Here is a 20,301-nt window from a genome sequence, read left to right on the forward strand (position 1 = left end):
ATTACCCCCCCCCCCCGATGAATATTAAAGGCTGATTTACGTCTTTTATAAACATCGGATTAATCTTCTGCTAGGTTTTGATTCCAAGGAGGACTCATGAAGTACCCATCCCGGCTATGCAAAGGATGCCACGAGCCGACAGACACATATCGCACTGGTTGCCGCACATGCCAAGCGCGGCATAGGGCGATACGCCTCCACAAGAATCCCCGCATATCATCAGGGCAACCTATTTGTCCTAGATGTTGGAGAACCGCTGGCATCTCTCTTCCAGCCTGTAGTATCCACCCTGAAAATTACGGACAACGCATCGCAATAGAGAATCAGTGGAATCCCATCTATTCCATCTGCCGTGCATGTATCCACGCACCAGAGGGTACCGTCCCTCTTGATTCACCGCGGGTCTACCTTCCTATCAACCCTCGAGCTCGACGAACTTCAAAGCAGCGAATTTACCCTTCGCGAGCAAATCCGGTTCTTTTTCTTGCGCTTTCTCATTGCACGCGTTGTGAGAAGCCAATAGATGAGGATTCTCGACATGCCGGGCATCCTTTGTGCCGCAAGCACTACCGGCAATTGAAGCGACAGAACGAGCACCAGGACACTGGAGTAAATCCAATCGGTAAGAAGAGCGAACAGGATGAATTGGTCGTCCATGATGCCGGCCTAGCATCATTCCTACACGCACGGAGAAAGCGTCTGTCGCATGCTTCAACTTCGCTGCCACGAAGCAGAAGCAGGGCAAATCCATGTATGACCAACACTATGGTCCACACACCTTCCGCACTGTAGCGGATATCAATAATTCACTCATTTAGCAGAGAGGCTACATCATTATGGCTACCATTTCGTCTGACGAGCAGCTACAACAGCATCTGATCGCTCTAACCGTGGGCACGCCAGTGAAGGACGCAGACCGTCGATGTCTACACCGCCCAAAGTTCCGCATTCCACGCCATCAGGCGTTATTGGATGAGTTGGCAGATTATGTAGCGGGCGGTTCACGTACCGGAGGAGCGTCCAGCACCAGCCGCTTTGGATGTCGTATGCCCATTTCTGCTAATGCGCTACAAGTTCAGGAGTCTATTCGTTCCGTTGTTATGGGCTCATTCCCAGGTGCATCGCTGAAAAATCAGGTTTCTGCGTGGATTCGCAATCACTTACATCAGGAACTTCATGATGAGGCGTTGGCAATAACGACTAGTTGGATTCGGGCCATTGTTGCGTTGCGCCATCCCAGTCATGACTTGCAGGGATTTTGCCCTAATTGCGGGGAGCAGGAAGTCACGAAAACAAGCTGCGACGGCTCAACATCAATACGCAAATCTGCACTGTATTACACCGCTGAACGAGCATCTTGTCGTTCATGCTCTGCTGTGTGGGAAGGGTTAGAAGGCATGAAGGCCTTAGCCCTGCTACTTCATAGCCAGGACTAATATCGTCCACCATTATGCTTCTGCCTGTGAACATAGGTAACCAGTCCAAGTAGGATTACACCATTTTCCCAGGCAGATAAAACTACCGCATGAAGCTGTTATTTCACTGCTGTAGTTCACCCCGTCGGGTTTATCCCGGCGGGGTTTTCTGTTAAACCGCGGCTACCATAGCCGCCCAACCGCCAAGGAGATTATCATGGCACCTATTTCTGAAAACACTGCATACCAGGCAGCTCATCGAGCTCTGACTGATGTGTATGATGAGCCTTTTGTGCGTGAAGGCGACCCTGCCGTACAGCGCTTCGGTCAGGCAAAAGTCAGCACTCGAGCTATCGTGGAATGGTTCGATGAGAATATGCTACGTCTTCACAAGCAAATTGCAGATTTGGAGAACCTCGTGAAGTCGAAGCGTCGTGCTTAGGCATCGTCCGGGGTGGCGTAAGCAACTCTATGCAGTGATTCCAGCAGCCACTGCTGTTCTACAAACCTACGGCATTCTATCGCAGGAGCAGGCTAGTGTGTGGGCTGGTCTTGCGATAGCCCTTTGGGGGTTGTGGATGGCATGGGTTAATACTGACCACAGTAGATGCCCTCCTACGCGACGGATGAACCATTCAGTCGATTCACCACAGCATAAGGTTACTTCGTACAATCCGGAGACCTAGAGATTCTTCACTCTACTAAAAATGAGGGGTTGAGCATAACTATTCGTCTGCTCAACCCCTCATCATTTATTTATCAAATACTCTTCATCTCAGCGTTGCTACTACTTCGACGCAGAACGCGCCTGCCACACCATCGCACCCAAATGCACTAGCAGGCCAAGAATCGGCCCCACATACAGGGCAAGAAGAGTGCGCGTCAGAAGAGGCAACGGCGACACCGCCACAACACAAGCAACCACAGCAGCCAGCACCCAACCAGCCACATATGAACGGTGCATATTCAACGCAATAACCAGCGACCCCGACAGCACCAAAAGCGCCAGGAAAACAGAAGCAAATACCAGAAGCGCCAGCATCGGAGAAGTCACCACATGGGCGTACGCTTCAATCTCCGAAGGCTTCGGCGGGTAAAGCAGACCAAACAGCCACGGGCCCAGCACATAAGCCGCCGCAGCGCCCACAAGACCCACGCCCAACAGCGCACCAGCAGGCTTCGCAAAAGCACGCAACGGATGGTTCTGCTGCTTCAAGAAAGCAGACACCGCAACACCCTGAAAAGCCTGCAGAGGAATCATAATCGGCGAGCGCGTAATCGAAATCGCGAGAATCAGAACCGCCAAAATAACCTGTTGCAGCGAGTCATTCGAATCAATGCTCGCGTTCAGCAGAAGCGGCAAGCCCATCATAAGAACCGCGTTAGCAGTCGACGACCCCATCGACAGCGTGTAGTTATACAGCAGACGACCCGATGAAACATCCGCACGAGAGCCAAAAACTCGCCGCGCCTCCGGCAGCAGAAGCACCATCAGCAGCCACAGGAGCACCGGGGAAACTGTTGCAGCTTCAAGACCGACGAGATGCGCAGAGACCAGACCGACCGCACAGATAGCCACAATGCGCCAAATAGCGTCAAACCCCGATACGCTCGCGAAGAGGTACCAGCTTTCCTGACCAGCAGACGCACCGTAGAGAGTCATGTGCATGGCGTAGAGGGCCACACCGACACTCAGGAGAAGCACACCGCTAAACCCGCTCAAAGGAATCTGGGCGGGAGCCCACAGAGGGCTCGTCACTAAGGTCAGACCGCCCACAATAAGACCCACCAGAGCACCCACAGGGGCAATACGTGCCCCAGTTTTACCGTCGCGGCGTGCAGTGCCCACAGCGCGGGTAGCTTCCTGCTGGATACCTACCACCACGCCGTAGAGGGCAAAAAGAAGCGACCAGAAGAGAAGGAACTCCGTCAGGCTTTCGCCCTCAAGAAACCGTTTCACAATAACGGTAATTCCCAGAGAAGATAGTGCAGCTAAACCGGACGATCCCAAAATTGCCATCGAATGACCACGAGTCATTTTCTTCGGCTGGGATTCTACCGATGATTCCACGCTATCTCCGTTCTCTACTGGTCGCACCTATAAGATTGAAATCTTTACTTTACGACGTGCTCGGCAAGGTTCTTAACACCCTGCCACTTCTTCGCCAGAGCCGCCTTCGGCAGCAGAGTCAGCGCGTGAGCACGCGAGGAGAAACGAATACGAGCCACGCGAGCAGCCTTCGACCAGCCCAGAGCCGCCATCTCATCAGCAATAGTGTTCATGTAGCGGCGCTCCTCATCAAAGCGGGTACCCTCCAGGGCACGCCAAGACGAGTCGGAACCACCGTGACGACGGTACATGAACGCAACCTGCGGGTCGTAGTACAGGGAGCCGCCACGCATCGTAATGTCCAGAATCAGCGCCATGTCCTGCACAACATTCAGGCCCTCACGGAAGCCGGTGCCCACAATAGCGTCCTTACGCCAGCCCAAGGACGGGAAGTAGAACCACGCGCCGCGCAGCAGGGAGGTAGCCAGCTCCTCGCCCTTCAACACAGCCTCACCCTTAGGACGATAGAACGCCTTAGTCTGCTCCACCAGAGTGTTCGACAGGCCGTTGTTCTCATCAATCACGACCACGCCGGGCTGGAAAATGGATGCCTCAGGGTGCTTCGCCGCCGAATCCACCAGCCACTGCACATAGTTGGGGAGCATGACATCATCAGCACCCATGACGGTGACCAGGTCATTCTCTACGAAAGTCAAGCACTTACGGTAATTACCGTTCGCGCCCAAGTTCTTCTCATTACGCATGTAGGTGATGCGCTCATCCTTCAGCGACTCGAACCATCCGGGAATCGAGTCGTCCGGGTAGCCGTCATCAACAACAATCATGCGCCAGTCCGGGTTGGTCTGACCGACCACAGACAGCACAGCCTGCTTCATCATGGCAACGTCGCCGTAGTAGGGGAACAGAATATCAACGGTCATGAGGTATTACTCCAAGCTCAAACGTGTAGAAACGTATAAAAATCAGGGGCTTTAGGGCTTCTTCTGCTCTCGCTCCGTAGCGCGGGAAGCGCCCTGCGGCTGACGCTGAAGAGCCTTCATAATCGCAACTTCTTCAGCGAGGGTACGCATATCATCCGTAATCTTCGAGATAGCCAGGGTCAAGTGCAAGCTAATACCCATCAGCATAATAATCGCCAGTAGGAACAGCAGGTTGACCGGGGTCTCAATACCCACCAGACGCGAGAGGGCATCCAAAAGCTTCGGGAAAAGCGCCAACACAATCATGATGACACCAACGATAAGCCACAGTGCGGCGTACTTTTCCTTCATCTTCTGGTTGCGTACCTGCGCCAGAACGAGAACCTCCATCACCACAACGATGAGAAGGAAGAAAATATTTGCGCTCATTTACTTAGACCCCACATTCGTTTTCTGGCGAGTCATCGACATGCCAAACGAGAAGAAAGAACGAACCAGGTACACCGCAGACTTCCACGGGCTTGAAGAAGGAGTACCGCCCTGACGCTCACGCATCTCAACCGGCACCTGCTTTACAGTCAAGCCAGAACGAATCGCCATCACGCAGGCATCAATACAGTCACCCAGATACTCTGCAGGCAGATGCTCGCAATACTGCTCAATCGCCTTACGATCTGCTGCACGGAAACCGGAGGTGGCATCGGTGAACTTCTCACCCGAAATCATCGTAAACATACGGGCCAGAACCACCATCGCCCACTTACGCGGACCAGACACCTTATAGTTGGTCGCCTCAGCAAAGCGGGAACCAATCGAGATGTTGACATCCTCCAGGCCAGCAAGCACAGTGCGGATACCCTTCGGGTCATGCTGGCCATCAGCATCAACCTGAATTGCGCGATCATAACCGGCCTGGCGAGCATACTTGTAACCGGTGCGCAAAGCGCCACCGATACCCATGTTGTAGGGAAGATCAATCACGAAAGCGCCGGCAGCGCGCGCAATCTCAGAAGTGCGGTCGGTGGACCCATCATTGACGACCACCAGGTCGACCTCAGGCATCATGCGGAAAAGTTCCTCAATCGTCCCGCCAATCACCTCCTCCTCATTCCACGCCGGCATGATGATGAGTGTTCGAGGAGTCTGCGAAAGTACCTCAGAGTTCATGCAGTGCTTATACCTTCCTGCTTTCGTGTATGTGTATGTCGGCATACACCGCGGGCATACCAAATCCCATCTTATCAGTACAGATAGTACAGGTTTAACGAATAACGAAGGGGATGACGCTATACACGCCGCCCCCAATCATTGAGACCGTACCCGTGATGGCAGACTCCGTTAGGAGTTATCACACGCGGTGATACGGTACAGAACAACAGGACCCGAAGAATACACCGGTGTCATTAGGTCAGTGGCGCTAGCCTCCACCAGAGCATCGTAATTCTTCTGGGCATCAGGGCCGAAGTTCAGCTGGTTCTCCATATGTACGTACCAATAAGCACGGTACTGCTTTACCTCACGACACACCTCGGGGTTCGTGGCGGCATCCTTCAAATTATTGATGATTGCCGCGTACTTCGGAGAGGTCTGGAACTCAAAGTGGTAACTGGTCAAGTGACGATCAGCCAGTGCGTATATAAAGGGGCTTCCGTCCCAGGGATTATTCACAATAGTGTCACTCTTGGGGACAATCTTCGGAATCTCATTAATGACGTTCAACTCATCCTGGGTCACAACGACAGAAGACGGCGTTACCCGATATTCCTTCGACACAGCCAACGTTGTCTCCTGCACCGAAGGAACACGCGAAGTCAGACCGGCAAGAACCAAAACCAACACCGCGGCAACACCCATTCCGGCCGTCGCCACGTTCAGACGCGCCGTACGTGGAACGCGACGGACTATCCAGGTGAGCAGCCCCTCCACGGAACCACCCAATCCAATACCAGCCAGAACTGCTGAGGGGAATACGATTAGCGCCGCCAAGCGGAAGTGGTCAGTGTACCAGGGGCCCACCATCAGCAAACGGAAGTCACCGCGCGGCACAGTAGCCGCAATAATCCACAGGTAACCAATCAGTGCCCAGCTAGCAATCAGCCACAGGTTACGGCGCTTGTATAGCAGATACCCGACACCCCATAACGCCAGGAAACCCACTACATGAGAAGGATTGAAAGTATCACCCAGCTGATTACCATTCTCCAGGCCCAGGAAAAGGAACTGATAAAGAGCGTCACCTTCGCTCAAGATGGGGAACCACGAACTACTAGCGGCATTATCGGGGCGTAGCACCACCCAAGCACCCACACATCCGATTGATATACCTACCAGCAGAAGGCTACCCATTTGCTTCTGCCGCGAGGTCAACTCGTGCGAGCGCACTACTTGTACCACACCAGCTAGTAGCATCGGTAGAGCAAAGACCACGGCGGACACCACAGCATTCGGATGTACGAGCGCTAGACCCGCGATACTCACCAGGGCTGATAGCCCCAGAGAGAGTAGAACCGAGAACTCGCGACGTAACAGAGCTTGAACCAAATGCGCCATTAATGCCACAAACGTAGGTAGCAGAGCGTACCCTAGAAGGTTCGGGAAGAGAACACCCCAACGCAGGAGGAGACCGGGAAACGCTGCAAAACCACCAATTATTGCAGGGATGGCAAGCGCCTGGAGGCGGCGAAGCTTCGGAATGCTCAAGCTGAACGCTACCAGCGAGCAGGGCCACAAAATACCGGCAGCCAGTAGCACGGTCACAATGGTGGCGGTCGCAATACTCGTACCCGTGGTGCTATAAATCAGGGACACAAAATCGTGCCAGCCCGCCGGGTAGAAGGTAGGCTGCTGATCCGCTGCACTCACAGCACCCAGAGTCAGGCTGGAGGCGTCGCCGTGCTCCTGAATCCAGCGAATCGCATTCATATGGAAGGAATTATCCAGGCTCTGCGAGAACGCCTCAGGCCCGTAGACCATGTCCTCGGTCATGTGCAACACCAGGAAACCACCTAGTACTGCACCCACCACCGGCCACGCCACAGGAACATCATTACCCGGCCACTCTGCGGAGGTCAGCGTGGGCCAGCGACGACCCACTAGCCACACCAGGGCCCAGGCCAAGGAAATCAGCACCGCGGCGGTCACCACGAAGGGTAGCAGACTCCACGCAATGCCGATCTTGCCCAATGCAATAGCAGACACGCCCACCAAGCCAAATGACAGCAGCGGCGCATAAAAAACGCGCAGACGTGCGGGAACACGCAGCGCCCAGCCCATTGCATAGCCGGGGCCAAAAGCCAACACGACCGCAAAAAGTAGCAGCGGAATAGTTGCCAACCAGCTCATTAACCTTCTTCTCCCCACAGTTCACGCACCGGAAAACCCCTCAAATACGGGGGTCGGTGCGCTTTCGCGTACCAAGCAAGGATACCCTAGAGCCCTCTTCACCCCCGCGAAACCCCGCGGAAGAGAGAGGGATAGCACCTCAATCATGTGTTGCAGGGCGCTGGTTGGGCTGTCTGTGTGAAGCTCCCATATGACGAAGAATATGACGTAATATTTCACGCCCTACGTCATGAAAGGTGCACCTAAGAAACATAGGGCAATAAATAAGGTGTTCAGCACCCATTAGCTTTACTCTGAAACATATCTCCCCTTAACAAAGGGTCGCCCAACGCATACACATCTGGACGACCCCTCAAACGCAGCCGCAGAAGAAAGGGTCGATCATGACCGAAACCATTGCAGCACAGGCACCCATCGCCGACACCTCCGAGCAGTTCAAGCTCGCCTTCGGCCACCAGCCCGCCGGCGTTGCCATCATCACCGCCACCGACGAAAACGGCGAACCCGCAGGCTTCACCGCCTCCTCGCTGACCTCCGTCGCCGCAGAACCGCCCATCATCGCCTTCTCCCTCAAGGCAAACAGCGGCTCCGCAGCAAAGATCGCGGCTGCTTCCTCCTTCCTCGTGCACATGCTCGACGCTGAGAATGTCACCCTCGCGAAGAACTTCGCAACCCACGACTACCCTCGCTTTGAGGACCCCAGCACCTGGGAATTCGTCCACACCGGCGAGCCCCTCGTCCACGGCGTGCGCCGCGTACTGCGCGCAACCCCGCTCAGCCGCGTTGAGGCAGGCCCCGCACTCGTCTTCACCGCGCAGGTTGAAGAGTTCATCCGCAACGACTGCGAAGGCACCCCGCTGGTCTACCACTCGCGCAACTTCCACGCGCTGGGCGACCACTCCAACGTGAACAACTACATCATCTAACCCCGCGCAGGGGTCACGGGGCGGTATTCGACGACCATGAGGCGACGAATACCGCCCCGCGGCGTACCCTGAACATAACAGCGCACAGCACCACAACGCAGAAGGAATAGTTATGACGGCTCAGACCACCCAGCCCGCATCCCTCCCCTGGCTCGAAAAGCTCATCGCGATTCCCACCATCTCCGGTAGCTCCAACCTCGAACTCATTGAGCTCATCGAAGCCGAGTTCGCCCGCTACGGCTACAGCGGCGTGCGCACCTACAACGAGGACGGCACCCGCGCCAACCTCTTCATCACCGTCCCCGCAGCGGACGGCACCACCCGCGGCGGCCTCATCCTCTCCGGCCACACGGACGTCGTTCCCGTCGCCGGTCAGGCGTGGGACGCCGACCCGTTCACCCTGCGTGTGGAGGGTACCCGCGCCTACGGCCGCGGTGTCTGCGATATGAAGGGGTTCCTCGCTGTCGCACTCTGGCTGCTGCCGCGCGTTGCCGAGGCGAAGCTGCGCACTCCCCTGCACTTCGCGTTCTCCTACGATGAGGAAATCGGCTGCATCGGTGCACCCGCACTCATCGAGGAGTTCGTGGCGCGCGACCTCGCCCCCGACTACGCGATTGTTGGTGAGCCTTCCAGTATGCGCATTATCTCGGCGCACAAGGGCGCACACCGCGGCCGCGTCACCTTCACCGGCGTGCCCAAGCACGGCTCCCTCGCCACCCACGGCGTGAACGCGGTTGCCGCAGCAGGCGAGTTCATCACCTTCTTCACCGACATGGCGGACCAGTGGGAAGAAGAAGGCCCGTTCGACGAGTCGTTCATCATTCCCCACTCCACCGGTAGCGTGAACCTGGCAACCGGCGGCCTGCAGTACAACATCGTCGCCGAGCAGGCGGTCGTAGAGTACGATGTGCGCACCCTGCCGCAGGTGACCACCGAATCCTTCGTGGAGCGCATTGACCGCGAACTTTCGGAGGTCATCCTGCCCGACCTGCAGGCGCGCGCCGCACGCGCCGAAAAGCTGACCGGTGCAGAGCCCGGTAGCCTCACCTCCCGCGCGGGTGTGAAGCACGAACTGCTCGCAGCCGTGCCGGGCCTGGGTACCGAGGACGACGCACCCATCGTGCACCTCGCCCACGAGTGGCTGGGCACCAATGACGCACCACAGAAGGTCACCTACGGCACCGAGGCGGGCCAGTTCCAGCGCGCCGGCGTGCAGAGCATCATTTGCGGTCCCGGCGATATTGCCCAGGCGCACTCCCCGAACGAGTGGATTGAGCTGGAGCAGCTGAGCGAATGCGAGCGCTTCTTCGAGGCGATTCTCGACTGGGCGAGCGCCAAGTAGCACATGTAGCAACCATGTAGCGGCGTAACAGCCAGCCCACCGCGGTTCGCAAGAGCCGCACGAAAATTACAGAAAATGCCCGGGTACCTCAAGAAGGTGCCCGGGCATTTTTGCGCTGATGGCGGGTGGTGTTGGCGGGGTTCAAGTGTTGGTTGAGCCATGGATTTAACGATCGGTTGAACTGTGGGTTTAAGTATGGGTTTATGGAATGAGTCCAAGGTGTGGACTATGCCTGTTTTTCCCCTCATCCACCACATTTATTTTTAAACGAAAAACCCGAAAAACCGCTTATGTCTAAGGGTGAAATAACACAAAAGTATTGTCTTCCAGGGGTATTCAAGGTTCCATAGATGCCAAAGGGTAAACACGCCACTCGGGCGGCATAACCCCACACAAAACCACACCTCCCTCACGCTCGGCACTGCACACCCGGTCAAACCCCGGTTTACCACCCGCAGTTCACTACCTGAAGGACACCCCGTGTACACCATCAGCCCCTACCTCGCCGAATTCCTCGGCACGCTCATTATGTGCACCATCGGCTGCGGCGTCATCGCCAACGTCGAACTTCGCCGATCCAAAGGCCACGGCGACAACTTCTTCACCATCGCCTTCGGCTGGGGCTTCGCCGTCACCTTCGGCGTCTACGCCTCCCACGCCTACTCCGGCGGCCACCTAAACCCCGCCGTGTCCATCGGTCTGGCAGCCTACGGCGAATTCCCCTGGGAGAAGGTCCCCGGCTACATCATCGCCCAGGTCCTCGGCGCAATGGTCGGTGCCGGACTGGTCTACCTCAACTACCTGCCGCACTGGAAGGCAACCGCCGACAAGAAGATTAAGCTCGGTATCTTCGGTACCGTCCCTGCCATTCACAACTATTTCACCAATGCCCTCTCCGAAATGATTGGCACGTTCATGCTGGTCTTCTCGGCGCTGTACACCGGTGTGAACTTCAAGCCGTCCATCAGCGGCGGTGTGGAACTCTCCCTCAACCTCAACGACGTGCTCAAGCCCCTCGCCTTCGGCTTCATGGTCGCCGTGCTCGTCATCGGTCTGGGGGGTCAGACCGGCTACGCGTTGAACCCCGCCCGTGACTTCGGTCCGCGCCTCATGCACGCCCTGCTGCCCATCCACGATAAGGGCTCCTCGCGCTGGTTCTACGCGTGGGTTCCGATCTGCGGCCCGATTGCCGGTGGTTTCATGGGTGGCGCGTTCTTCAAGCTCTACTACGAGGGTCAGGTCAGCCCGTGGCTGTTCGTTTCCAGCGCGCTGGCAGTTGTGGTTCTGCTCTTCGCGTGGTGGGCTAATAGCCACCTGTACCGCGCACCCAGCTCCGAGGTCGTCCCCGAATTTGAGGACACCCACGCTACCGCGGCGGCACGCGCAGCAACCTACACCCCGACCGGTTCCATGCCGATTCTGCTACCCGAAGAGGTGAAGGGTAACCGTAGCACCCGCGTCGTGAACCGCGTGACCGACGACGAGTAGTCTTCCCACCCGAGAACTTCCCTGTCTAGGGTTTCATCTAAAACGGCGAACCCCTCATTTTCATAACCTGACTTATGTTGTTCAGGTTATGAAAATGAGGGGTTCGTTGCGTCTACCTCACGGAAGGAGGTTCATTCAGGGGTGCCGAAAAGAAATATCGTCTAGAAAGGTCCTAGCTTAGGAATAAAAAGAGTCATCTCCTGAACGATATACTCTGCATCTTCCAAAGCCTCTTCAGCTTCTTCCACAGCTATAGGCTCATAATCCAAACCGGGATACTCAACCTCATGGCGAGTTCGACGCAAGCGAGAATACAGCTTACCCACCACATCATGAGGGCCTCGCTGAGCACGCAACGCATCACCCACCACAATATGACCTCCCCGAGTAGTCGGCCGCAGACCCTGCACCGCCAAGGCAGCAGTCATCGCCAACCTCGAAGCATCATAGAGGAGCGTATAGGCACCTTCCGGATCATCAACCACCAGACGATGCGCCGTCTTTAGATGCCGATGAGCACGCAACAACAGACCCTGAGCATGCTCACGATTTACAGCGACCCGTTCCAACTCACCGGCATTAATCAGCTCAAGCATGCGCTCCCGGCCAACGGTCCATGGACCAGGAGTCGGGGCATTAGGCTTCAGCGTCGACATCGTTCACCTCCAGCTGCCCAAAGAGAACCTCCATCGGGCGCGAGCGCACAGTCTGCACGAAACCATCCTGCGAGTTCCATGCCTCATGAGATAGCCGCTTTACGTTCACCTCATAGCCAAGCTTCTGCTCAGCATCATCAATAGCCTCATACAGCTTCTGACGTGAAGGGGAGCCAACAACCAGCACATCAATATCGTTCGGCACATGCCCAGCCACCCCAGAACGACGGCTAGCCCACGAGCCATAAATAGCGGCACCCTCAATATTGGAAACACCCTGCAAAGTATCCCGGAGCACCGGAACAGGGCCATAAGTTACCAGAATCAGCTGACGCATCGCCTGACCCACCGGATTATCAACTTTGGCTTGCACCATGCGGGCCTTGCCAACATTCTGGACAGTCACCAGACCAGATTGATTTAGACGATTCACTTCTCGGGAAACAGTCGGCAATGATGCACGTGTCGCATCAGCAATCTGTGACACCGTGTATTGCTGCTCAGGGTGAGAGAACAGCAATGCCATCACTTCACCCTGCAGGTCGCTACGCAAGATGGGAAGGAGGCTAGGAGCAGACGTTTTCATAACATGAATTATATCAATCATGTTATGAAAACGTCTGCTAATTTGGAGGGGTACTAGGCCGCGGCGGATGCCATTGTCAGCACCCGGTCGTGCTTAGCCGCGCGGCGCTTCTGAATCGCACGCACCACCCAGACGCAGACCGCACCGAGCACCGCGCCAGCAGTGTTATTCACAATGTCATCCACATCGAAAGTGCGGTAGGTGAAGCCCGCCAGACCCCAGTTACCGGTCAACTGGCTCAACTCAATGAAACTCGACAATGCGAAGCCACTCAGCGCCGTGGCGCGCAGACCCCAGCGCAGGCAGCCCGCAGTAAAGAAGCCCAAGGGGATGAACATGGCGACGTTGAAAAAGAGCTGCGCATACACGGTCGTTGCGAAGCGGCGCAGACCCATGCCGGCAGTCAGATCCCACGCCTGCTGCCAGCTCCAGCCCACATAGAAACGCGGGTAGTACAGCTCGGGGTTCGTGACGCTATTGGAAGAGCCAATCGGGGTCAGCGTCAGAGAAAGAATAGAAGCAAGGAACAGCGCAAAGGACGCAGTCAGCAAGTACTGGCGGATGCTGTGCGCTCGACCGGTCTTCTTGGCGCGCAGGCGCATACCAATAAATCCGATGATGGAGAGCGCGACGGTCAGCGCCACAATCTCGATGGCAAAGGTGCCAATCATGTGTTTATTCAGTAGTTCCTGCATGCTGCGTGTTCCTTAGGTCGTGAGAGTGAATTATATGAACTCCACCTGCATATATGCCTGTTCTAACATATATTCCCGGTGGTATATAGCGGGTTACCGTTCATACCCGCCGCATATCGTTCACCACCAGTGTAAAAGACCGCTCTATGGCTCACCCTAGGCGAAACTGTGAAAAAGCTGTACACGCACCCAAACACGCCATGAGAACCACCACAGCCGGCGCCGTCAGTACAGAACATCCGGCGGGAACACCGGCGCAATATACCGACCAAACAACAACACAAACAGCAACGCACCCGCCAGAGCCGCCACCATCGCACCCACAACCTGCACCAGCCACAGCATCAGGAACTTCACCATCTTGCCCTCAGAGCGGGCGGTCAGCGCCTCCACCATGGCGGTCGAAAACGTCGTAAACCCACCCAGCAGACCGGTCGTAATCACCGTGCACCAGAACGCCACCTGATCCGTGGCGTTATAGTGCACCCCCAGCGCGCGAGGATTAGACACCGGCATAATCAGCAGGCCGTACAGGAACGAGCCCACCAGGTTAATCACGAACACCGGGCTAATAATCGACGACTCCGTACGCAGGCGAGGCGACATCGCCTTATCCAGGAAGAAGCGGGTCATCGCACCCAAACCGCCGCACAGGAAAACCATCAAAGCGAAAAACATTAGCGGCCCTCCTCAACATCACGGGCGGGCACCAAGCGGGACGCCACAAAACGACCCGTCAGCATGCCCGCCGCGGCGGCAACCAAACCACCCACCAGCAGCACCGCCACAGCCAGCACCATATATTGAGCATGCACCGTGTACGGCAGAAAAATCGTCTGCGCCAAAACCGCCGCAATCGACGAATACGTCGTATAGCCGCCCATCATGCCGGCACCAAAGAGCAGACGGAACGAATGAATCCGCTCCTCACCGTCACGGCGCGCGTAGGCGTTCCACACCATCGTCAGCAGGCCCAGCGTAAACGAACCCAGCAGGTTCGCCACCAGCACACCACCGGGAGTGTACACGCGACACAGCGCCCCCGTACCGCCTCCCAAAAAGACAAGAAAAGGGGCAGGCACACGGCTCAGAACGCCTCCTATCCACTGTCGGATACTCGCGCGATTCCTCATCACCGTGCACCTGCCCTTTCGTCTCGTACTAGTCTTCAGAGTGCGCCGTAGCGCACAAACGCACACTAATACTTTACTCTGACCCGAGCTTGCTACCCGAGTCGGCAGCAGCAGACTCACGCTCGTGCTGAATATTCTCGCTCATCTTCTCACTCAGCGCGGCGCCCTCAACATCCATATTCGGAGTGAGACGATCCAGCCACTTAGGCATCCACCACGCCTTATCGCCCAGCAGAGCCATAATCGCCGGGGTCAGCGTCATGCGCACAATGAACGCATCCACGAGCACGCCGAACGCCAGGCCAAAGCCCATCGGTCGAATCATGGTCGAGTCAGCAAAGATGAAGCCACCAAACACCGAAATCATAATGATCGCGGCAGCCACCACCACACGCACCGCATGGTTGTAACCGCTCACAATGGCGGTCGCCGCATCCTTACCGTGCACGTACGCTTCACGCATGCCGGTCACCAAGAACATCTGGTAATCCATCGCAAGACCGAAAAGAATACCGATAAGCAGGGTCGGCAGGAAGGACAGCACCGGGCCCGGGTGGTCCACGCCGAAGAGGGAGCTCATGAAGCCCAGCTGGTAAATCGACACGACGGCACCGAAGCTTGCCAGCACCGAGAAGAGGAAGCCCACCGAGGCAACCAGCGGAACCATAATCGAACGGAACACCAGAATCAGCACCAGGAAGGACAGGCCCATCACCACGCCCAGGTACAGGGGTAGCTTCTGCGCGAGCACCTCGGAGACGTCAATATTGCCGCTGGTCTGACCCGCAATACCGAGAGACACCTCAGAGCCCTGAACCGGAACGGTCACGGCTCGCAGCTCGTGGACGAGCTCTTCTGTCTCCACGGAGCTTGCACTGTGGGCGGGAATCACCTGGAAAATCATGAGGGTACGATCATCAGTCATACCGCCGGGAACCACAGCCTGCACGTTCGCGCCGCCGCGCTCCTTGACCGCAGAGGCGATATCAATCTGCGCCTGCTGAGCCTGCTCCTCACTCATATTCGCGGGGGTGTGCGCGACCGCAACCAGCGGGGCGCTCATGCCCTCACCGAACTTGTCCTTGCCCAACGCGTACGATTTGTACGCGGCGCTATCGGAGGGGTAGTTCGAGGCGTCCGGCAGGCCCAGGCGCATCTGAGACATGGGGGCGGCAACTGCCAGCAGTGCCAGCGTACCGACCACCAGAGTCAGTAACGGACGCGCCAGCACGAGGCGCAACCAGCCGTTCGGCTTCTCGGTGCGTTCGGCATCCTGCGCGCGGCGTTCCGCAATCTTCTGCGGGGTATCGATGGAAGCCCACAGCTTCTTCGACATGATCTTGGTACCCGCCAAGGACAGCACCGCCGGGGTGAGAGTCACCGCGATCAGGGCGGCAACAACCACGCAGAACGCGGCGGCATTACCCATCACACCCAGGAAGGGAATACCGGTCACGTTCAGCGCCACAAGCGCAATAATCACGGTGCTCGCCGCAAAAATCACGGCGTTACCGCTCGTGCCGTTCGCCAGAGCAATTGCCTGAACCTTCGGCATGCCCTCCAGCAGGTTCGTGCGGTAGCGGTTCAGAATGAACAGCGAATAGTCGATACCGACCGCCAGACCAAGCATCAAACCCAGAGTGTAGGCAGTGGAGCTCATCTCCACGACGGAGGAAAGCGAAAGCGTGCCGAGCACACCCACCACCACGCCCACCAAAGACATGAGAATCGGCAGGCCGGCAGCCACGAGGGTGCCGAGCATGACCATGAGCACGATGAAGGCGATGACCATACCCGCCATCTCACCGGTGTGCGAACCGCCACCAAGCGCGGATTCACTCAGGTTCGCGTCGAACTGGACGGTCGCCCCGTGCAAGTTCGCCGACTCAATGTCGGACATGACCTTCTGCAATTCGGCGGAAGGCACCTCGTAAATCTTCTTCTTAAACGAGACCGTCGCAATCGCCGTGGACTGATCCTCAGAGACCATACGGTAGCCGGAGGCGAAGTCGTAGAGCTTCTGCTGGCGCTCCAGTTGCTCACGCTGTGCCGGCAGCTCACTCTCGGTCTTCTGCAGCTGGTTGCGCTGCTCGTCCAGCTTCTTCTGACCCTCAGCCAGCTCGTCCTTCTTCGAGGCGATTTCTGCACGACCCGCATCAACCTGCTTCTGACTCTCAGTCAGGGTATCGCGCTGCTCATTGAACGCGTTCTGCTGCTCGGTCAGCTGCGCCTGCTGGGCGTTGAGCTGCTCCATCATGGCGGCGGGTGAGCCTGCCGCCTCCGCCTGGGCATAGCCGTCCTTCAGCTGTTCCTGCGCGTCATCCAGCTGCTTCTGCGCGGATGTGAGCTGCTCCTGACCTGCGCTAATCTGCGCCTGCGAGTCGTCGAGCTTCTTCTCGTTGTCGGCAATCTGCTTCGTGCCGTCCTCAAGCTGCGAGGCGGCGGCATTCAATTGCTTTTTGCCGTCCTCCATCTGGGAGGGGGCAGCGTCAATCTTGGCGTGCGCCTCGTCAAGCTGGGTTTTCGCTTCTGCAAGCTTGGAGGTGGTGGTGAACGGGTCGGTGACCGCGTCCACGGAAAGCACCTCACTGGGCAGCGCGCTCAGTGCGGCGGAGAATGCCTGCTTCTGCTCTTCGGTGAGGGCGGTGCCGTCACCGGTGGTGAGAATGATCTGGCCGGAGCCGCGGTTGGCACTGGGGAAGCGTTGGGCGAGCTCGTCGGAGAGCTGCTGGGTCTGCGTTCCGGGCATGGTGAAGGTGTTGCTGAGCTTGCCGTGGAACGCGGTGTAGGCACCCGCTACACCGGCAACGATGAGTACCCAGGTGAGGATGACAGCCCATGCGCGGCGGGCGGCAGCTTCACCGATGCGGTAGAGCCATGTAGCCATGATTCAGTCCTTTGAAGTTAAGTGAGTGAAGAGTTTGGATGGTGGGTGCGTGTGAATACGGTGTGTGGTTTGCCCTGTACGGCGAACGCTGTGTTCTGTTTTTAGGCAAAAAACACCCCGCCCCGGGCACCTGCAGATGAGGTGCCCGAAGCGAGAGTGTTTGAGCGTTGACGCTATGGGGCTTAGCTTGCGAATTCGCCCTGGACCAGACGGCCCAGGTAGTCGAGTGCTTCGAGGACGCACTGGCGCATTGCTTCAATGGCGAGTGCTTCGGGGTGGGTGCCCTCGGGGGCTTCTGCTGCAACCTTGACCGTCATTTCTTCGGCGCGGGTGAGGTAGTAGTAGACGCCTTCACCGATGGTTTCGGCGAGGTTGGAGGCGAAGACTGCCACGCGCAGGTAGGGCAGGTCGGGGTATGCCGCGAGGTACCGTTCGAGGAAGATGTCGTAGGTGCGCTCGAGGATGACGTGCGAGTATTCTTCGAACTTCGCGGGGCTGTCCATTTCGAGGGCGTAGAGCAGGTGCGCGAAGGGTGCGATGTACTCTTCGAGGGTGTTGCTCTTGAAGACCTTGCGGGCGATAGAGAGCATTTCGGCTTCCATGCTTGCGTTTTCACCGGAAACGGTAAAGTCGCATTCTTCGAAGATGCGGTTGAAGTACTGGTTCATGCGGGTGACCAGTACGTCGTCTACGGAGGCGAAGTGGTTGAAGATGGTGCGGCGGGAGACGCCTGCGCGTTCTGCGAGTGCTTCTGCGTTGAGGGCGCCGTAGCCGCCCTCGAGGATGAGGGATTCTGCTGCCTCAACGATTGCGATGCGGTTCTCTGCCTTGCGGGCGGAGCGCTTGTCCGTGATGTTTGCGGGAGATTCAACAAGATTAGCCATGTTTTTTACAATACGCGCATTGTTTCACTGGGGGTAACTATTTGGGGGTTAGATTCACCACATATTTGCACTCTGGGTAATAAACTTGAAGTGCAGATTTAACGTTTACTCAACAAGTAATTTAGCGTTTTAGCATGTCAAGGCGCTATAAACCCTCAAAAACGCCGCAGGGGAGCAGAGTGCGCACACAACATACCCCACCCCCTCGAATACTCACCCAAACTACCCGCCAAGCGAGTCGCTCAGCGAACCACAAATCAAGCGCACTAGGCGCGCGCCGCCTCCAAAGGCAGACGCACCGTAAAGACCGTATGTCCCGGCTGGCTCTGCACTTGAATCGAACCGCCGTGCGCCTGCACAATCGCCTGCACAATCGCCAGGCCCAGACCAGTCGTTCCATCCGAACCGGAACGCGCCTTATCGGCACGGGTGAAGCGGTCAAAAATCTTCGGCAAGAAGTCCGGGGCAATACCCGGACCATTATCGGCCACGGTCACCACAGCTTCACGGCGTGCAGCATCCACCGACAGGCCCGCGGTCACGCGCGTACCCTCATCGGTGTGCTTGCGAGCATTCGAGAGCAGGTTCAAGATCACGCGCTGAATCTGGGAGCGATCGGCAACAACCTCAACCGGCTCGTCGGGCAGGTTCAGGTGCCATTCGTGGGTGCGCGCTGCCGCCTGCATATCGGAGGTGCATTCAAGCACCAGCTCGGTCAGATCAACCTGCTCCAGCTTGGGTTCGCGGCCCTCGTCCAGGCGAGCAAGGGTCAGAAGGTCCTCCACGAGGCGTGACATACGTTCGGTCTGCGAATCGATACGCGCCAGGGAGGACTGGCCGGATTCACTGAGCGGCTCGGTCCAGCGGAGCATGTCGGAGTACCCCTTAATGGCGGCAAGGGGCGTGCGTAGCTCGTGGGAGGCGTCCGCAATAAAGGCGCGAATCTGATGTTCGGTGCGTTCGCGCACCTCGAGGGCTGAGTTCACGTTATCGAGCAGCTGATTGAGGGCGTAGCCCACCGCACCCACTTCGGTGCACGGGTCGGAATCTCGCGGCTCCACTCGCACCGCCGAGGAGATGGTGTGCTCTTCCAGATCCAGGTGCGCCACATCGGTTGCCACCGCGGAGACTCGCTCCAGGGGCTTCATGGTGCCGCGAATAATGTAGGAGCCCGCCACGCCAGCACCAACCATGACGGCAATAGACCCGAGGGACACCACAATCACGAAGATGGTGAGGGTCTGCTGCACGTTGGCGAGTGGAATACCAACCACCTGGGCGTCGGCGCTGCTATTAGCCTTCGGGGTGATTTTGATGAGGTACAGGCCGGATTCCAGTTTGACCTCTCGGACTTCTTCTTTGGTGGCGTTCAGTGCCATGGTTCCGAGGGTTACCTGGTCATTGGCGGAGAGGGTTTGTACGGTGCCGTCCTTGGCGAGCTTGCTGGCAATTTCTACGGCACCTTCGGATTCCACGCAGGTGATGATAGTTCCGGACGCCTGACCGGGCGCAAAGAGGGATTTACTGCTCTGCAGGTCACTGCAGTCCACTTCTTCTCGCTTGCCGTCTCGGGAGGTCGGTTGCACTACGCGGTGGCTGGTTTCTTTGAGGTCGCTTTGCGCCTGCTGGTAGAGGGAGTTCTGCAGGGTCACGTAGGTGGACAGGCCGATGATGAGGCAGGCAATGCCGAGGGCTGCCACGAGGATGGCGATAAGGCGCGAACGCAGGTGAGGTACGTACCCGAGTTCTTCGGGGGACGCCTCGGGGTTCCTCATGCTCTTCCAGGCGGCACGTAGGCGCACGAAGAAGTTCCCCTGGGAGGGTGCGGCACCGTCTCGTGCGGGGGCACCCGCGCGCAGGGGGCGGGTTGCTTCGTTATCCGGGGAGGCGGGTTCACCGGGTGAGTAGGAGCCCACGAGCATCCTTTCTTTCTATATTCGAAATACGGAATATAAC

Annotated in this window: 18 protein-coding genes; 5 read left to right on the forward strand and 13 right to left on the reverse strand. The window is 57.3% G+C overall.

Translation table 11 applies throughout. The features are described from left to right. Positions 1-836 precede the first annotated feature (836 nt). On the forward strand, positions 837-1,436 hold the full coding sequence (locus tag HMPREF2682_RS09405; RefSeq protein WP_141762617.1) for a DUF7340 domain-containing protein: 600 nt from the start codon (positions 837-839) through the stop codon (positions 1,434-1,436). A gap of 196 nt (positions 1,437-1,632) precedes the next feature. Beyond that, positions 1,633-1,857, forward strand: a complete 225-nt coding sequence (locus HMPREF2682_RS06340) for a hypothetical protein (protein ID WP_070832432.1) — start codon at positions 1,633-1,635, stop codon at positions 1,855-1,857. Between the two features lie 345 nt (positions 1,858-2,202). Here HMPREF2682_RS06340 and HMPREF2682_RS06345 read toward each other — a convergent pair whose 3' ends face one another. The 5 genes from HMPREF2682_RS06345 to HMPREF2682_RS06365 all read right to left on the reverse strand — a co-directional run bounded on the left by HMPREF2682_RS06345 (position 2,203) and on the right by HMPREF2682_RS06365 (position 7,748). Beyond that, entirely contained in the window at positions 2,203-3,375 is a 1,173-nt protein-coding gene (locus HMPREF2682_RS06345; RefSeq protein ID WP_246827264.1) for a hypothetical protein, read from the reverse strand. Between the two features lie 155 nt (positions 3,376-3,530). Beyond that, positions 3,531-4,406 (reverse strand): glycosyltransferase family 2 protein, encoded by an 876-nt coding sequence (locus HMPREF2682_RS06350; protein ID WP_070832435.1) that lies wholly within the window; start codon positions 4,404-4,406, stop codon positions 3,531-3,533. A gap of 51 nt (positions 4,407-4,457) precedes the next feature. Then, positions 4,458-4,835, reverse strand: coding sequence for a DUF2304 domain-containing protein (locus tag HMPREF2682_RS06355; protein ID WP_005507976.1), 378 nt, complete (start codon positions 4,833-4,835; stop codon positions 4,458-4,460). Continuing rightward, on the reverse strand, positions 4,836-5,573 hold the full coding sequence (locus HMPREF2682_RS06360; protein WP_070678822.1) for a glycosyltransferase family 2 protein: 738 nt from the start codon (positions 5,571-5,573) through the stop codon (positions 4,836-4,838). Positions 5,574-5,744: 171 nt separating this feature from the next. Further along, positions 5,745-7,748: a DUF6541 family protein gene (locus HMPREF2682_RS06365; protein ID WP_070832438.1), complete on the reverse strand. Its 2,004-nt coding sequence runs from the start codon at positions 7,746-7,748 to the stop codon at positions 5,745-5,747. Positions 7,749-8,131: 383 nt separating this feature from the next. On the opposite strand from HMPREF2682_RS06365, the gene HMPREF2682_RS06370 reads away from it, so the two are divergent. From HMPREF2682_RS06370 to HMPREF2682_RS06380, 3 genes are all read left to right on the forward strand, one after another. Further along, the gene (locus HMPREF2682_RS06370) at positions 8,132-8,674 is read left to right on the forward strand and encodes a flavin reductase family protein (protein ID WP_070819214.1); all 543 of its coding nucleotides are present in this window, start codon (positions 8,132-8,134) and stop codon (positions 8,672-8,674) included. Between the two features lie 112 nt (positions 8,675-8,786). Then, the gene (gene argE / locus HMPREF2682_RS06375) at positions 8,787-10,016 is read left to right on the forward strand and encodes an acetylornithine deacetylase (protein ID WP_070832440.1); all 1,230 of its coding nucleotides are present in this window, start codon (positions 8,787-8,789) and stop codon (positions 10,014-10,016) included. 480 nt (positions 10,017-10,496) lie between these two features. Further along, entirely contained in the window at positions 10,497-11,504 is a 1,008-nt protein-coding gene (locus tag HMPREF2682_RS06380; RefSeq protein ID WP_049345964.1) for an MIP/aquaporin family protein, read from the forward strand. A 161-nt stretch (positions 11,505-11,665) separates the two neighbouring features. On the opposite strand, the gene HMPREF2682_RS06385 is transcribed toward HMPREF2682_RS06380, so the two are convergent. From HMPREF2682_RS06385 to HMPREF2682_RS06420, 8 genes are all read right to left on the reverse strand, one after another. Then, positions 11,666-12,100, reverse strand: a complete 435-nt coding sequence (locus HMPREF2682_RS06385; protein WP_065423910.1) for a HEPN domain-containing protein — start codon at positions 12,098-12,100, stop codon at positions 11,666-11,668. 40 nt (positions 12,101-12,140) lie between these two features. Then, positions 12,141-12,686 (reverse strand): ArsR family transcriptional regulator, encoded by a 546-nt coding sequence (locus tag HMPREF2682_RS06390; protein WP_168167725.1) that lies wholly within the window; start codon positions 12,684-12,686, stop codon positions 12,141-12,143. 113 nt (positions 12,687-12,799) lie between these two features. Continuing rightward, on the reverse strand, positions 12,800-13,441 hold the full coding sequence (locus HMPREF2682_RS06395; protein WP_070832446.1) for a VanZ family protein: 642 nt from the start codon (positions 13,439-13,441) through the stop codon (positions 12,800-12,802). Between the two features lie 225 nt (positions 13,442-13,666). Beyond that, positions 13,667-14,119 carry a fluoride efflux transporter FluC gene (locus HMPREF2682_RS06400; protein ID WP_005504159.1) on the reverse strand — a complete coding sequence of 151 codons (453 nt, stop codon included), beginning with the start codon at positions 14,117-14,119 and terminating at the stop codon, positions 13,667-13,669. Further along, a complete protein-coding gene (locus tag HMPREF2682_RS06405) occupies positions 14,119-14,574 on the reverse strand; it encodes a fluoride efflux transporter FluC (protein ID WP_070615758.1) in 456 nt (151 codons plus the stop codon). Before HMPREF2682_RS06405 ends, HMPREF2682_RS06400 begins: the two co-directional genes overlap by 1 nt. Positions 14,575-14,647: 73 nt before the next feature. Then, a complete protein-coding gene (locus HMPREF2682_RS06410) occupies positions 14,648-17,461 on the reverse strand; it encodes an MMPL family transporter (protein ID WP_070832449.1) in 2,814 nt (937 codons plus the stop codon). A gap of 182 nt (positions 17,462-17,643) precedes the next feature. Further along, on the reverse strand, positions 17,644-18,345 hold the full coding sequence (locus HMPREF2682_RS06415) for a TetR/AcrR family transcriptional regulator (protein WP_005504153.1): 702 nt from the start codon (positions 18,343-18,345) through the stop codon (positions 17,644-17,646). 266 nt (positions 18,346-18,611) lie between these two features. Then, the gene (locus tag HMPREF2682_RS06420; RefSeq protein WP_246827266.1) at positions 18,612-20,267 is read right to left on the reverse strand and encodes a sensor histidine kinase; all 1,656 of its coding nucleotides are present in this window, start codon (positions 20,265-20,267) and stop codon (positions 18,612-18,614) included. Positions 20,268-20,301 lie beyond the last annotated feature (34 nt).

Source organism: Rothia sp. HMSC061D12 (assembly GCF_001836735.1).
GTDB lineage: Bacteria > Actinomycetota > Actinomycetes > Actinomycetales > Micrococcaceae > Rothia.